Annotated in this window: 4 protein-coding genes; all 4 read right to left on the reverse strand. The window is 61.7% G+C overall.

Annotated elements, in window-relative coordinates:
* On the reverse strand, positions 1-8,284 hold an 8,284-nt coding region (locus DyAD56_RS13045), incomplete at its 3' end, for a non-ribosomal peptide synthetase (protein ID WP_146010501.1).
* A gap of 14 nt (positions 8,285-8,298) precedes the next feature.
* The gene (locus tag DyAD56_RS13050; RefSeq protein WP_158241330.1) at positions 8,299-15,813 is read right to left on the reverse strand and encodes a non-ribosomal peptide synthetase; all 7,515 of its coding nucleotides are present in this window, start codon (positions 15,811-15,813) and stop codon (positions 8,299-8,301) included.
* 112 nt (positions 15,814-15,925) lie between these two features.
* Complete coding sequence (locus DyAD56_RS13055) at positions 15,926-16,843, reverse strand: PLP-dependent cysteine synthase family protein (protein ID WP_102303210.1); 918 nt, start codon at positions 16,841-16,843, stop codon at positions 15,926-15,928.
* Positions 16,844-16,909: 66 nt separating this feature from the next.
* Entirely contained in the window at positions 16,910-17,677 is a 768-nt protein-coding gene (locus tag DyAD56_RS13060; protein WP_102303211.1) for a thiol:disulfide interchange protein DsbA/DsbL, read from the reverse strand.
* Between the last annotated feature and the right edge of the window lie 23 nt (positions 17,678-17,700).

Here is a 17,700-nt window from a genome sequence, read left to right on the forward strand (position 1 = left end):
GCAAGCCCACCGCCATCTCCAGGCTGCGCTCCACGCACAGCCCCACGCGATCGTCCGGACCCACCCCTCGGGCGATCAGCGTATGGGCCACCTGGTTGGCTCGCGCATTCAGCTCGCCATAGCTCAATTGGCTGCCTTCGAACTCCACCGCCACCGCTTCGGGGCGCAACGCAACCTGGGCCTCGAATCCCGCATGCACTGTCGGCATGCTTTCGTATGCACGATGCGTCGCGTTGAACGTTTCAAGTACCTGCGTGCGCTCGGAAGCTGGCAGGACGTCAAACGAACTCGCACTGGCGCCATACGAATCGGCCAATGCTTCCAACGCAGTGCACAGGTACCCAATAAGCCGCATGGGCTCAGTCCTGTACACCGAGGGTGCGCATTGAACGAGAATCGAGAATCCCTCCGCCGTATCGTCCACAGCCACCGCAATGGGATAATTGGTTCGTTCACCACCAGCGACGACGCGCATGCCCTGCTGCGATAGCACCGACTGCGTGCGTTCGTCCGCAGCCTCGCCCCGGCGGTAGTTGAGCAGTGTCGTGAACAGAGGTATTGGCGGCGCGACCGCACTGCACCGCTGTGCCAGCGACAAGGGCGCCTGTTCGTGCGCCAGCAGTCCGTTTAGCTCGTCCTGAATCGCGAGCAACGCCTCGTCATCGTGGATGCAGGCCCCTGTGTTGGTATCCCGAAGGTGTATACGCACCGGCAACGTGTTGATGAACACACCAAGTGCGCGATCGGAACCCTCCACGCCCTGCAGTCTTCCTGAGAGCACGGTGCCAAACACAACGTCATCGCGCCCGACGCACGCGGCCACTACGCGCGCCCATGCCAGGTGGAACAACGTCGCAGGAAGCACGCCGGCGCGTCGCGCGCGCTCACGCAACCGGTCACAAAGTGTTCGGGGTAAGGCTAGATTCGCCTCACGCAATTCGCGACCGTCCCCCCGGATATCAATCGCACCGAAGGGTGCGGTGGTCTCGACCACGTCGGCCAAGCGCGCGCGGAAATAATCGATGTGAAACTGCCGGGGTAACGACAACGCCTGGGCAATAAAACGCCGATAGGGCAACGCCGGCGGCTGGGGTCGATGGCCATCGAGCAATGCCACGACTTCGCGCATCGCCAGAGCGAGCGTAACGTGGTCGCACACTGCATGATGCGCAAGCAAGCCAAGCAGCCATTCGCCGGTGTCCTGCACGTACACCAGGTGCGCAGCCAACAACGGCGCATGACGCAGATCCAGACGTACGCGGTGTGGGTCCGTGAGGGCCGACAATTGATTCATGGCCACCTGGAAATCGGCCTCGGGCGCATGCTCGGTGCGCGGCAATGTTGCGTGCCGGCGAACCACCTGAAGCGGCTCCTCCACGCCCTCCCAGTGCAACGCAGTGCGCAGGATGTCATGACGATCGATCACCTCCTGGAGCGCATCCAGGAATGCATCGATTCGTGTGCGGTCTGCGAAGGCGATGATTGTCCGCAATAGATACGCGTCCCCCTTCCCGCCCAGCAGATGGTGAAACAAAATGCCCTCTTGCAGTGGCGCCAACGGATAGATGTCCTGCACATTTGCCGGGCCGCCCTCAACACCGCCAACGACACGCTCGATCTGAGCACGGTTCAAGGTGGCCAGGTTCAGCATTTCCGGCTCAATACATAAAGCCCCATCGGGAATACCGGAGTGGCCTGCGACGTCAGCTGTGCCAGCGACAAACTCATCAGCTACCGGGTGCAACCGTTGCGCCATCTGCGCCAGCACCGGCGCGTCGAACACCGCGCGCACATCGAGGGCATAGCCGGCCTGCCGCAAATGTTCAATCAAAGCGATGGCGACGAGTGAATGGCCGCCAAGCTCGAAGAACGAATCCTGGCGCCCAACCTTTTCTACGCCCAGCAGTGCAGCCCAAACCTTTGCAAGCTGTGCTTCTGCCTCATCTCGCGGTTCCTCATAGATGCGATGGATCTGTCCCAGTCCACCTGGTGCAGGTAGCGCGGCCCGATCAACTTTGCCGTTGGCAGTCAAAGGAAATGCCTCAATCGCCATGAAAGCGGATGGCATCATGTAATCAGGCATGCAGGCGGATATCCGATCGCGCGTCGCTGCGGCCGACCAGGTGCCAGGCTCCACGGGGATGACATAAGCCACAAGGCGGCGATCGCCAGGGGCAAACTCGTGCACCGTCACAAGCGCAGCGCGGATTTCTTCTCCCGTCAGGAGCTGCGCCTCGATCTCTCCCAGTTCGATACGGAAGCCGCGGATTTTCACTTGGCTGTCGAGACGGCCAAGGAACTCCAACTGCCCATCGTTCCGATGGCGCGCGCGGTCACCCGTGCGATACATGCGCGCCTTCGCTAGAGGATGGAATGGATCTGGCAGATAGCGTTCAGCAGTTAGCTCCTCGCGCTGAAAATAGCCAGCACTCAAGCATTCGCCGCCAATGTAGAGGTCGCCGGGAACGCCCTCCGGAACCGGGTTCAACCTGGCATCCAGAACATAGTAGCGCGCGTTCTGAATCGGCCGCCCATAGGGAATGCTCGACCAGGTGGGGTCGACATGCTCAATCGGGAAGTAGTTCGACCACACTACCGCTTCAGTCGCACCGCCCAATCCGATGGGGCGGCAGTTGGGAAATGCCCGGCGAACGGCGCCCGGCAGTTCCAGTGGAATCCAATCCCCACTGAAAAACGCCAAACGAAGCCACGGCGAAGGCTCGCCCTGCCCGAGGTAGGGAACCAGCTGGGAAAACACCGCAGGTGCGGAATCCCAGAATGTAATACGTTCCTGCTGGAGCACTTGCACGAGCACGCGTGGATCGGCCACTTCATCGCGATCAGCGACGCGCACGCGTCCACCGACCGAGAGAATGCCGAAGATATCGTAGACAGAGAGGTCAAAGCACAACGAGGTGGTGAACAACAGGGTGTCCCCAGGCCCGACACCAAAGGTGGTGGCCACCCACTCAAACAGGTTCACCGCGGGCCGATGCTGCACCATGACCCCTTTGGGCAGTCCGGTAGAACCCGAGGTGTATATCACGTACGCCAGCTGGGTCGGCACGATACCAAGCGCCACTGCATCAGGATCATGCGCTGGGTGGACAGCGAGTGCCGCTTCGTCGTCGAGACACAACACCTGCATCGACAAGGTCATCGCGCCGAAAACATCCGGATCATCAAGCAATAGAGAGTCGGTCACCAGCGCCACCGGTGCGCTGTCCTGCAACATATAAGCCAGTCGATCGCTTGGGTACGCGGGATCCAGCGGTACATACACACCGCCCGCTTTCACGATGCCCAGCAATGCCGCGATCATGGAGACTCCGCGTTGGGCGCAGATGGCCACGCGCTCGCCCGGCCGTAGTCCCATGGCCAGCAATCGGTGCGCCATTCGATTGGCGTTTGCGTTCAATTCGCCATAGGTACACTGTTCCTCGCGCGTCAGTACGGCGATCGCGTCGGGCGACATGCTGGCGTAACGTTCGAATCCGCTGTGGATCAGGTCGTCCTGACGGAAGGGCGTCACGGTATCGTTGAAGGCGCATACCAGGCGGGCATATTCGCGCGCTGGCAGTACCGACAGCCCACAAATGGGCGTGGGGTCCCCGCTTTCCACCGCGTCGAGTAACCGCTCAATTGCACACGCATAGCGCTCGGCCATGGCCGTGGCATCAATGCCTGGTGCACACATTGCCAGCAGGGAGAACGACTCGCCCGCCATATCCACGGAGAGGGTCAATGGATAGTTGGATCGCTCACGGCCAGCGTAAATCCGCATGCCCGTCAGCTCGGATCCCCCTTCAGTCCGTGATACATGGCGAACATTCAACAGACTCGTGAAGAGCGGGGCCGGGGCCTCGACACCGCTGCAGCGCTGGGCAAGCGCCAGTGATGCCTGTTCGTGCTGCAAGAGTTCAGCCAGTTGACACTGCGTGTGCTCAAGAAACGCTCCCGCATCGCCGTTGCCCATAGCGATTCGTAGCGGAAGCGTATTGACGAATACGCCCATCGCACGCACCGCGTTTGCACCATCATGCATCCGTCCTGACAATACGGAACCAAAAACAACTTCGCTGAGTCCGGTGCATGCCGCCAACGTCATCGCCCAGGCGGCATGGAAGAAAGCCGACACGGGAACGCCTCGTGTGCGCGAAAGACGGCACAAACGCAGACCGATGTCATCGCGCAGTGGTAGTCTCGCTTCCGAAGCTGCGCTCCCGGCATCGCGCACATCAAGAACCCCGAATGGGGCGGTAGGTTCGCCAACATCACCCAGCGCCCGGCGGAAATAGGCCTCATGGCCTTCGCCGCCGGCCATGCGAATACGCGCCACGAAATCCCGAAATGGCACCACGGGTGGCAACGCATCGCTCATGTCGGCCAGGCGCAGGCCAATCTCCTCTACCATGGCGGCCAATGTGATGTGATCGCTGATGAAGTGGTGATTGACTAGTGCAAGCAGCCAGGCGTCACGTCCATCCGGTATAGCGTAAGCACGCACAAGCGGTCCCTGGCGAAGATCCAGGCGCAGTCGCGCAGGATCGGTATGCGCCTCCAGCGCTTCGCGCGACGACAGGCCATCCACAGGCTCCAGGATGTCCAGTTGCAACCATGCGTTCCGCAACACCACTTGCACGGGCTCGGGCAGCCCCTCCCAGCAGGCGACAGTGCGCAGGACATCGTGCCGGCCGATCGTTGCCTGCAGTTCGTTTAGAAAGTTGTCGAGCCGGGCACGTGAATCGAAACCGATGACGGTGCGCAACAAATAGGTATCGCCATGCGTCTGCAGCAGGTGATGAAACAGAATGCCTTCCTGCAACGGCGCAAGCGGATAGATATCCTGGATATTGCCCGCGCCACCCGGCACAGCCATCGCGATGGCGTCGATATTCGCCTGCGATAGAGATACCAAGGGCAGCATGTGGGGCTCGATGTGATCGATGCCATCCGGAATCATGGTCGGCGGCACGACGAGCGTTTCTGCCTCCGGCACCGCCGTACTCATGCGCTGCGCCAGCGCGGCCAATGTCGGCGCGGAAAAGACATCGCGAACCAGAAGATGCCAGCCAGCGAGGGAAAGCGGTTCGATCAGACGCAGGATCTGCATCGAATCACCACCCAGCTCAAAGAAGTTATCGTGCCGTCCTACGCGCGGGACGCCCAATACCTGGGACCATACCTGCGCCAATATCGATTCGGCCTCCCCTTCCGGCGCCGCATACGTCCGTTGTGTGTATGCCCCGATGTCCGGTGCCGGCAGACGATTCCGATCCAGCTTCCCGTTCACGCTCAGCGGCCACGCCTCCATCACCACGTACGCCGCTGGCACCATGTATTCCGGCAACCTTGCTGCCAGCGCGGCACGCAATACGTCCGCTTCCAGACCTTCTCCGTGCGCCCCTTCCACGTACGCCACCAGCCGTGGCGCCCCTGCTTCCGCTCGGGCGCAGACCACGGCTTCGCGCACACCGGCGCACTGCCGCAGCGCGCTCTCGATCTCGCCCAGTTCGATCCGATGCCCGCGCAACTTCACCTGGAAGTCGTTGCGCCCCAGATATTCCAGCGTACCATCATCACGCCAACGCCCGAGGTCGCCGGTACGGTACAACCGCTCGCCCGGTACGAACGGGCTCTGCACGTAGCGCTCGGCCGTCAACTCCGGCCGATTCAGATACCCCCGTCCCACCTGCACGCCGCCGATATACAGCTCGCCCACCGCACCTAGCGGCACCGGCTGGCATCCTTGGTCCAGCACATACATCCGCACGTTCGGTGCCGGCCGTCCGATCGGCACCGCCCCACGTTCCCCGGCGCTGCAGGTCCACCACGTCACACTCACCGCGGCTTCTGCGGGCCCATAGGCGTTGTGCAATGCCACCTGCGGGTACGCTTCGATGAACCGATCCCGCAACTCGCCACTCAGGGCCTCACCGATGCATATGACGGCGCGCACTCCTGACAGCGAGCCTGCTTGGCCATGCTTCAGATAGGCTTCCAGCATCGATGGCACAAAGTGCAACACGGTCGTTCCACTGGCCTGGATCAGCTCTCCCAGATAAAGCGGGTCCTGATGGCCGCCCGGCCGCGCCAGCACCAAGCGCGCCCCCACCGACCACGTCAGGAAGATCTCCCAGACCGACACGTCAAAACCAAACGGCGTCTTCTGCAACACGCAGTCCTGCGGCCCCATCCCGAACACGTCCCGCGCCCACTGCAGGCCATTACAGACGCCGTCGTGCTGGTTCATTGCTCCTTTGGGTACGCCCGTGGAACCCGAGGTGTAAATCACATAGGCCAAATGCTCCGGCGTCAGTCCCAGCGCGTGCGGGTCCGGATTCGTCGTCAGCGATGACCACTCTGCCGCCTCATCCAGCCGCAACACCGGCACCGATACCCCGGACATCACCGCCAGCGTGGGCGCATGGACGAGTACCGCTTGCAGTGCACTGTCCGTCACCATCGCCTGTACTCGCTGCACCGGCAGCGACGGATCCAACGGCACGTACGCCGCGCCCGCCTTCAGAATGCCCAGCAAGCCCACCGCCATCTCCAGGCTGCGCTCCACGCACAGCCCCACGCGATCGTCCGGACCCACCCCTCGGGCGATCAGCGTATGGGCCACCTGGTTGGCTCGCGCATTCAGCTCGCCATAGCTCAATTGGCTGCCTTCGAACTCCACCGCCACCGCTTCGGGGCGCAACGCAACCTGGGCCTCGAATCCCGCATGCACTGTCGGCATGCTTTCGTATGCACGATGCGTCGCGTTGAACGTTTCCAGTACCTGCGCACGCTCAAAGTCCGGAAGCATCGGCAAGGCGTCGACCATGCAGGACGGGTCACGCACCATCTCGCCGATCAAGCGCTCGATATGCGCGGCCCAACGTTCCGCCGTAGCCGGACGAAAAAGGTCCGCGTCGTAGATCAGCCATCCGGTGATGCCCTGCACTGTCTGGCCGAGACTGAGCATCAGGTCCTGGCTGGCCGTCTCCTGCTGCAGCGGGAATTCCTCGATACGCAGCTCGCCAAGCTCGATATTCGAAGAGGGGGTGTTGTTAAAGGTGACCATTGTCTGGAACAACGGCCCGTGGCCAAGTGAACGCTCCGGGCGCACCGCGTCGACGACGCGATCAAAAGGAACTTCCTGACGCTCGAAACACGCCAACAGCTCGTCGTGCACGGCACGTATCAGCGATAGCACGTTCATGCCATCCGCCAGGCCGATGCGTACTGGCAGTGTGTCAATGAACAGGCCGATAAGGCCCTCCAACTCAACACGGGGCCGGTTCGCGACCGGCGTGCCGACGATTACATCGCGCTGCCCGCCCAAACGGGCAAGCAGAACCACCCACGCCGTCAAGATCACCGAATATGGAGTGGTACCGCACCAAACTGCCAATGCTTGCAGCGAGCGACTCAGCTCGGACGACCAACGGACAAGAACGCGCCCCCCACGATGCCTTGGTGCTGCCGGGCGCGGAAAATCAGAAGGCAGGGTCGACAGCATGGGGGCATCGGCCAACGCCGCAACCCACGCAGCCAGCTTCGCTTGGAAGGCGTCGCCGCCCAGGCGGCTGCGCTGCCAGGCGGCATAATCAGCGTACTGAACGGGCAACACCGGAAGCGCGTGAGCAGCGCCCGATAACCTTGCGGCATACAAGGCGGCGACTTCGCGCACCAGCAGGCCGACAGACCAGCCGTCGGACACTATGTGGTGTTGAATCAGCACCAGTACATGCTCATTTTCCGCGAGCCGGACAAGACGCGCCCGCATCGGTGCGTCCCGCTCCAGGTCGAAGGGCATCCGCGCCTCTTCTGAGCACACCGCGTGCAAGCGGGACTCTCGCTCGGCAGTCGCGAGGCTGGACAGGTCCGAATGGGCAAGCACGAACTGCGATGCCGACGAGTCGATGCGCAGTTCGGGCTCTCCGGCGCAGTCGACAACACGACTACGGAGAATCTCGTGTCGATCCACCACTGCTGCCATGGCCCAATCGAGGGCATCGGACTTGAGCGCGCCGCGCAGTCGCAATGCAGCGCCGATGCGATAGGCCGAGCCAGCCGCAGGATCCAGGCGATCAAGAAACCATAACCTTCGTTGCGCCCAGGACAGCGGCAAGGTGCCGCTGCGATCCATTCGCGGAATAGACGTTGCTTCGGCGGCTGCACTTGTCTCGCGCAGCCGCTTCAGAGCCACTGCTTTCCGGAGTGCGTCAAGCCTGTCGTGCGTATGAGGATCGCCTTTCATATGGTCGGTGCCCTTGCCGTCGCGATCTTGCATTTATGCTCCGTGTCTTATTCGAGTCCGGCTGCACCCAGTGGCGTGCCCTCTTCCAGCATCGCCAACAGTTCTTCTTCACTCAAATTTTCCAGGCCTGCTTGAGCGCTGGCCACGGCTTCCGTGTCGAAGCCGGATAGTTCCTTCGCCATCGCGAATTCGGCCATGGCGTACAAGCTGGAATGTCGAAAAATGTCGCGGATGGCCAGTGCAATGTCGAATCGTTCGCGCATGCGCAACGACAATTGAACGGCAGACAACGAATGCCCACCCAGGCCGAAGAAATCATCATCACGACTGACTTGCTCGACCTGAAGCAGCTCACACCAAAGCTCTGCCAGGTTCCGTTCGACTGGCCCGACTGGCGCGGCATATCGGCGACCGCGCAATCCCGCGTGTCCAGGCTGCGGAAGCGCAGCCGCGTCGAGCTTGCCGTTCACCGTGAGCGGGATGGAAGCAAGGGTGACGTAATGCGAGGGCCGCATGTAGACGGGAAGCGCCTCCGCATGTCCCTGCAATGCCTGCGCCAGAGATGAACGACCACGCCATGACGCCTGCTCGTCGAAAGCCGTCAATCGCGCAGGTTCTCGCTCATGCTGTCTCGTCCGCGTCGCATAGAGATTGTGCAAGGCGGCACCCCGCAGCGCTTCCGCCTGCTCCGCGACGACGAAAAAGCCATGCGCCTCCAGCAGTGCGCTTACCCGCTGCAGGCGCCCATCAATGTCGTGGACTTCCACGACCACCTGTTGCAGGCGAGGCCAATGCGCCTCCTCGATGCCCATCAATACCTGCCACTCAGCCCCTTCTACGTCTACTTTCAGCAGGTCGATGCGCTGCACGTCATGTTCCCGGATGATCTGCGAGACCGTGCGTAACGGCCTATGCATGCGCTCGCCATGCATGCGCTCGTCCAGCAGTTCGCTCAGCCCTTCACTGCTGTGCGATACCTCTGCCGACGCCGCCAGATAGGCCTCCACGACAGCACGCGAATCCGATACGTCGAGCACGCTGCTCGAAACCACGCTATTTTGCGGATAGAAGACGAACTCGGCCTCGCCCGCCTGATCCGAAAGGCCGCAGTCGTAGATGTATGCATCCAGTCCATGCAGCGCAGCGTTAAGGCGAAGGATCTGGCTGACCTGTGGAATGGGTTCAAACGCAAAGATACGCGCGCGCTCCCATTGCGTTCCCGCGTACAAGGCGAACATGCCGATGTTTGCACCTACATCGAAGACGCAGCAGTCGTCGTCCAGACGAACTCCATGCCTTAGATAGCCTGCATCGCCAAAGATTTCTTCATGCAGGAATCGGGTTTCGCTCGAATTGAGATGAAATATTTCGCCCAGGCCTGGCAATTCAAACGTATGGGCATCTCTGCCGTCGCCGCCCTCCAGTGACACCAGTCGATGCAGTACAGGGGCGGTGTGTTGCGATGGCACCACATAAGCCACTAGACGGCGGTCGCCGTCGCCGAAGTCGTGCGCGATCACGCGGATCTCCTCGACCGCCGGATGCGTGGCCAGTTTTCCCTCGACCTCGGCGGGCTCGATTCGATGACCGCGGATCTTCACTTGCTGATCGTTGCGTCCCAGATAGTCCAGATCACCATCGTCACGCCAGCGCCCAAGATCACCCGTGCGGTACATACGGGCGCCGGAAACAAAAGGATCGGCGATGAACCGCTGGGCGGTCAGCTCCTCTCTGCCCAGGTATCCACGCACTACGCCTTGGCCGGCAACATAGATCTCGCCAGCCACTCCCGCCGGCACCGGGCGCATCTTGTCGTCCAGCACGTACAGCCTCTGATGCGGCAGTGCACGCCCTATTGGAGAATCGCCGCTGGCGATATCCATCTCGGTGACCTCGCGCAACGTTGCATGCACCGTGATCTCGGTAATCCCGTACATGTTGACCAGGCGCGTACGGAAAAGCGGCGTGCGTCGTATCCATGGTGCAAGCACACGATAGTCCAGCGCCTCACCGCCGAACACGACAACGCGCAGCCGGTGTTCTTCTTCGGCTTGGCACGCCACCTGTGCCAGCGCCCGGAATGCACTGGGCGTTTGATTCAGCACAGTCACGCCTTCGCGGCACAGCAACGAGTGAAATTCTCCAGGTGCACGGGCAACCTCGGCCGGAACAATGACCAACCGCCCGCCATGACACAGTGCGCCCCATAGTTCCCACACGGAGAAGTCGAATGCAAAAGAGTGGAACAGAGTCCACACATCGTCCGGCCCGAAACCGAAAGACGGTGCAGCGGCATCGAACAGACTGGCCAGCTGCGCGTGCTCGACAATGACCCCTTTGGGCAAACCGGTGGAGCCCGAGGTATAGATCACGTAGGCCGGGTCGCTCGCTCCTGGCCCCGGAGGCAGTTCTGCCGTAGGCGCTCCAAAGGACGGACCGTACGCATCGATCAATCGCAGCCCTGTTGGCGCAATTTCCGCCAGCCGCAAGGCAGCTGCACCGGCTTCGTCCGCCAGCGTGCGAGACGGTGCCGCATCGTCAAGCATAAAAGCCAGTCGCTCACCCGGATAAACCGGATCCAATGGAAGATACGCGGCGCCCGCCAAGCAGATGCCAAGCATGCCCACCACCAGGGCTACACCGCGTGCGGCGCACAGGCCAACCAGCTCACCGGGCTGAACGCCATCAGCGACGAGTGCTTTCGCCAAGCCCTCTGCGCGCCGGGCCAGTTCAGCGTAGGTCAGGCGGGTGGTTGCTTCGTCCGATCCACCATGGCGCCCATCCGATACGACAAGCGCGATGGCCTCGGGCGTGCGCACCGCCCAATCCATAAAACGTCGATGCGGCGCAGAAGCCTGCGAAAACGCATGACCTTGGGCGATGTCAGCGGTTGACAGGAGACGCTCACGTGCATCGGTGGACAAGACCTCAAGCGTGGACAGCGGCTCCCGCGAGCCGGCTTCCATCCGCTCAATTAAGTCAGTCATCGCAGCCTCGATCAGCTCAATCGGGCGTAATGGATGGATGGCTCGCGCGCAATGCACCACCAGGGAAAAGCCTTCGCCCTCGTCATTGACCGACATCGACAAGGGATAGTGGGTACGTTCCTCCATGAAAAGTACCCGGATATGGTCCCAATCGCCGTCAGCGGAACCAGCCACGGTGACGGCCACGGCATGCCGATAATTGAGAAGGCTGGTAAACAACGGCCTGGGAGCGGGCACTGCACTGCATCGCTGTGCCAGCGCCAGCGGCGCGTGCTCGTGCTGGAGTAGTTCCGCCAACTGCACCGAGGCGGCCTCGACCGCCTTGTCTACCGTACGCGCATCCATCTGCATGCGGAACGGAAGCGTGTTGATGAACACGCCCATCATGCCGCTTGTTTCATCGCCCCCCATGCGTCCGGACAGCACCGTGCCGAACACGACGTCATCTCGCCCACTGCACCTGGCCACCACCTGTGCCCAAGCCACATGGAACAGCGCGGCAGGCGTTGTACCGTTCGCACGTGCGCGGCCGCGGATAGCTGTGGCGAGTTCTGCGGATAGCGTGTGGCGTGCTTCGTGTACATCGGCTGCACCACCACGTAGTGCTTCCACGCCAAATGGAACCGTGGACTCGGCGACATCGCCGAGCAATCCAGCGAAATACTCTTCATGCGCTGCCGTCGGCAGGGAGGCAATCGCAGCGACGTGGCTGCGAAATGACGGAGGGCGTGGCAATGATTCACCGCGCCCATCCAGGAACGCCTCGACTTCTCGAAGGATCAGCTCCAGGGTGACGTGGTCGCTGATCATATGATGGTTGACCAACGCCAGGCGCCATTCCGCAGTCACCGGATCGGCCGCCGCGTGAAGTGCGATCAGAGGGGCGCGATCCAGCGCAATGCGAGCGGAAGCTGAATCCGTGATGCGGGACAGCCATGCCACGGGGTTCAGCCCATCCGGTATCGCCACTTCGTGCAGCGGCAGTTCGACTCGGCGCTGCACGACCTGCATGGGTCGCGACAATCGATCCCACTGGATACTGGTGCGCAAGATGTCGTGACGCGCCACCACGGCGCGCAATGCTTCCACAAAGCGATCCACTGCCCCCCGATCCGGAAAGCCAAGCACAAAAGTCGACAGGTAAGGATCGCCGGCCTGCTCAGCCAGATGATGAAACAGTATGCCTTCCTGCAGCGGCGCCAAAGGATAGACATCCTGCAGATTGGCGATGCCGCCGGGAACGCGCTCGACTATGGCATCCAGGTCCGCTTGCTGAAGGTTGGCCAAGGGCACCATCTCCGGGCGCAACTCCGTGGCGTCTTCAGGCACGAAACCATCATTCACCAAGTCAGTCGGATGCGTCGACACGGCATCCAGGCGCGCACAGAAAGCGCGCAACACGGGCGTGGAAAACAGCGCATGCACATCCAGCACATCGCCTTGCTCCCGCAACCTCGCAACGACGCTGATGGCCAGCATCGAGTGCCCGCCCAGTTGGAAAAAGCCGTCGTCCCGGCCAACCTGCTCCAACCGGAGAAACTCGCGCCATACGGCCGCCACGCGATGCTCTGTTGGTGTTGCCGGCGGCGTAAAGGTTCGCACTGCCAGTGAATCACGATCCGGCAAGGGAAGTGCCTTGCGGTCCGTTTTGCCATTGGGTGTGGTGGGTATCGCCGTCATGGGCACGATCGCGGCGGGGACCATGTAGTCGGGTAGCGCCGCGGCCAGGCGTTCCCGCAATGACGACAACTCAAGCTGTTTTGACTCGCGGGCCACAACGTAGGCCACCAGCCGCGGCACACCGGGCTCGTCCTCGCGCGCAATCACCACGACATCGCGCACCTCGGGAGCAGACAGAAATTGCGCCTCGATCTCGCCAAGCTCAATGCGAAATCCACGGATCTTCACTTGAAAGTCATTGCGACCCAAATACTCGATGCTGCCGTCCGCAAGCCACCGGCAAAGGTCGCCGGTTCGATAGACCCGGCCGAGCGACGCGTCTATGGGATCGGGAACGAAACGCTCCTCGGTCAGATCGGGCCGATTGAGATAGCCACGAGCCACCTGCACGCCGCCAATGAGCATTTCCCCTGGCGCACCGACGGGAATCGGGCGCATCTCCTCGTCGACGATGTAGATGCGGGTATTGGCAATGGGCCAACCAATCGGTGCACGCCCCGATGGGTCTTCGGGTAAACATCTGCCATAAGTGACATTGACCGATGTTTCGGTCGGTCCGTAGTGGTTGTACAGCGTGGTCCCCGGCAGCACGCTGAAGAAGCGCTGCGCCAGCTCATGCGAAAGCGCTTCACCGCCGGAAAAGACCGCGCGCAATGACGTGCATTCGGCGAACCGTGGATGCTCAAGCAACGCCCGCAAGAGCGTTGGCACCAACTTCAGTCGAGTGACCCCGCCGCTGATGATCAAACTTGTCAGATAGTCCACGTCGAAGTGGCGACCTGGCGCAGCCATTAGCAGGCGCGCTCCACAGATCAGAGCACTGAAGAAGTCCCAGATCGAGGCATCAAAACTAAAAGGCGTTTTCTGTATCAGTACATCACTGACATCCATCGGGTACTGCTGACGCAACCAGCACATGTGGTTGGCGATTCCGCGGTGGTGGACCATGACACCTTTTGGGCGACCACTGGAACCGGATGTGTAGATCACATAGGCGAGATGATCAGGGCACAGATCCTCCCCGCCGTCGTCCAGTGAATCCAGCGGTGCGGGCGAAAGGCCAGCCATGTCTTGGTTGTCGCCATCCAGCAGCAGCGTCCGGCGCTCTGGGTGGACTGGCCACATCGCTGCCAACCGCTCCTGTGTCAGCAAGACCGGAGGGTTTGCGTCCTCAAGCATATAAGCCAAGCGGTCCACAGGATACGAGGGGTCCAGCGGCAGGAATGCCGCGCCCGCCTTGAGTACGCCGAGCTGAGCGACAACCATTTCCAGCGACCGCTCCATGCCGATGCCAACCAGTACATCAGGTCGGCACCCCCAGGCGCGCAGGTATCGGGCCAGGCGGTTAGCCCGGGCGTCCAGTTCGGCGTAACTCAGCGTGGTGCCTTCAAACTCGACCGCAATCGCGTCGGGTGTTCGGCTGGCCTGTGCTTCAAACAAGCGGTGGAGCAACTGCGGCTCGGGGTAATGCACCACCCGATGATTGAAAGCGTGGACCACCTTTTCGCTCTCGCGCGGCCCCAGCACGTCCAGGGCGGACAGGGGCGTAGCAGCATCCGCGGCCAGAAGCGAATCCAACACAGTCGTAAAATGATCTGCCCAGCGTTCTGCCGTCGCTGCATGAAATAGATCCGCTGCATACTCCAGGCGACCTGAGACTTCTTCCCCGTCGTCATTCAACGCCAGCGTCAAGTCGAAGTGGGTTACCTCTTGAGGAAGCGGCAGCGCCTCGACGCGTAGCCCCGGCAGTTCAACCGCCTTGGAGGGCGTGTTGTCGTAGTTGAGCATGATCTGAAACAGGGGCGAGTACCCAAGGTTTCGCGCGGGACTGACAGCATCGACAACCTGCTCAAAGGGTATATCCAGCGCTGCGAAGGCAGAGCTCACGACCTCGCGCGTGCATTTCATCAAGGCGGCGACATCGACAGCCTCGTGCGTATCGATGCGCAACGCCAAGGTGTTCACGAAAAACCCGATCAAACCCTCTACTTCGCGCCGGTCGCGATTGGCCGCGGACGCGCCGATCACCACATCCCGCTGACCGCTCAAGCGGGACAACAGAACCGTCCAGGCTGCCAAGAGGACATTGAAAGGCGTCACCGACCAATGAAGCGCGAACGCCCGCAAGCGCGAAGACGTGCCACTCGGAAAATTCAAGGGAACAGTCGCGCCCCTGAAACCCCGCTTCGAAGGCCTGGGGTAGTCGCATGGCAACGTGAGCAGGTCAGGAGCGCCACTGAGGCGCTCGCGCCAGGCGTCGAGGCGCGAACTTGCGATGCTCCCCTCCCCTTCGCGGCGTTGCCAGGCCGCATAATCGCCATACTGCACCGGAAGCGATGGCAATGGATTGCCCTGACCGCCACGGAACGCGCTGTACAACGCGGCCAATTCGCCGATCAACACGCCAAGCGACCACCCGTCCGACACGATATGGTGCTGCACTAGCAGAACAACGTGCTCATCGTCGCTGATGCGCCATAGCCGGCAGCGCACCAAAGGCGCAACCGTCAGATCGAAAGGTGTCGCACATTCTGCGGCGATAGCCGCCTGAAGCCGTTCCTCTCGCTGCTGCGGCGGCAACGAGCGCAGGTCGTATTCGCATAACGGCATGCGAATGCCCGAGCCGGCCACTTCCTGGTACGGCACGCCATCCCGTTCGACGAAGGCCGTCCTCAATACCTCATGGCGGTCGACGATGCAGTCGAGCGCCGCGCGTAATGCCGCGGCGTCGAGAACTCCGCGTAAACGCAACGCAGCCGGGATCAGATAAGCCGCACCGGCCGCAGGATCCAGGCGATCCAGAAACCACAGGCGGCGCTGAGGATATGAAAGCGGCATCCCATGGCGGCGGTCGGCGACCGGTATGGGCGCCGTCAGGGATCCAGCCTTCTTCATGCGCTTTTCTAGCTGTCGCTGCAGAACCTTTTGCTTGAGTTCGTCCAAGCTTGTGTTTTCGTCGGCCATCGAAGCTTCTTTTCAAGAAAGAGAAAGGTGCGCCGGGGTGCCATCAAGCGTCGGCAAACAACGCTGTCGACAAGTAACGTTCGCCGGTATCGGGAAGAATTGTCAGTACCGAGCTGCCTTTGGGAGCACGTTCGGCGATCTGCCGCGCAGCTGCGAACGCCGCACCCGACGATATGCCGCAACACAGGCCCTCCATGCGGGCCAGGTCTTTCGCTGCCAGCCGCGCATGCGCTTCATCCACGGCAACGGTGTCATCGACCACGTCGGGGGCCATCACCGGTGGCATGAAGTTCGGCACCCAGCCTGCGATGTCATGCGCAGCCCATGGCCGGCCGCCAAGCACCTGCGCAACCGTGGGTTCTGCCGCCGCGATCCGTACATCCCCACGCGCTGCTTTCAGTGCAGATCCGACGCCGCTGAGCGTACCGCCGCTGCCCCAGCCCGATACGAACCAATCCAGACGGCGGCTGGCGAAGGCGTCCAGGATTTCCTTCGCAGTACCGTCTCGATGACAGGCAGGATTGGCGGGATTTCCATACTGATCGGCAAAGAATGCACCGGTCTGCTCTGCATACTCGCGAGCCGCGCGACTGCGGCCGATGGCGCCCTCGACCCCGGGGGTCAGCACCACCTGTGCGCCGTAGGCTTGCACCATGCGACGCCTCTCGACCGAGAAGTTATCGCTGATGAATGCAACAAACGGATGGCCGCGTACCGCGCAGGCCATCGCCAAGGCGATACCCGCGTTGCCCGACGTGGCCTCGACCACTGTTTGCCCTGGCCGCAAGACGCCCCGCCGCGACGCGTCATCCAGAATCGAAGCCGCCATGCGGTCCTTGATCGAACCGCTGGGGTTTCGTGCTTCGAGCTTGACGAAGATATCCACCCCAGGTGGCGCCAGGCGGTTGATCCTGACAATGGGCGTGCGACCTATCGTGTCGAGAATGCTGTCAAACAACATGCCAAATTCTCCGGATGGCAAGTACTGGAACGTGCTCCGCTTCCGTGTCGGACGCCAGTAGCGCGGTCAATGCCCGCTACGTTTGTTGCGCTCCATGTCGATCAGGTAGTCAACCGTCGCCAGCACTTTGTCGCCGGATTCGTCGCGTCCCATCGCTACTCTGTACTTGCCCGCGACGATCAGGGTTGGTGTGCTGCTGACCTCGGCGTCCTTGGCGTAGGAGTGTGCCCACTGCACACGCTCGGCTACCGAGTTCCCTTGGTACGCACGGCGAAAGCTTTCCGAGTCCACGCCAAGACGTGCGTAGGCGGCAGCGATGCCGTCGAGGCTGTCGCTAGTGAGGGTTCCGTCGACGTGTACGGCGCGATAGATGCCCTCGTGGGTCTTCGCCACCACGCCCAACTCCGATGCCGCGTAGTAGGCCTTGGCGGCGGAGTCGAAAGCACCGCCAAACACTGCCGGAACGTATACGAAGCGGACATCCTGTGGCCGCCTGAGCAACCATGCTGACATTTGCGGTTCGAATTTTGCGCAAGCGTGACAGGCGTAACTAAACACCTGCACGACCTCAATGCCAGGATCCTGCGAAACCAGCACCGGCTTGCTGAGGACAACGTAGTCCTTGTCCGGCATCGGCACAAAGGGTGTATCCGCCGAAGCAACCATGGGAGCAGCCATACAGAGGAGGAGCACCATTAGGCGGCATACCACCGATGCGAAAGCGGAAGATGCGAAAGACGTGCGCTTGCGGACGGCTGCCGCCATGGAAATCTGCGTTGCGACCGGTGCTGCTGAAAGTGTGCTGACCATTGTTTCGTCCTCGTGTTGAGTCATTCAGTAGTCCTCCTCGTATGGAA

The organism is Dyella sp. AD56, assembly GCF_002878475.1.
Taxonomy (GTDB): domain Bacteria; phylum Pseudomonadota; class Gammaproteobacteria; order Xanthomonadales; family Rhodanobacteraceae; genus Dyella.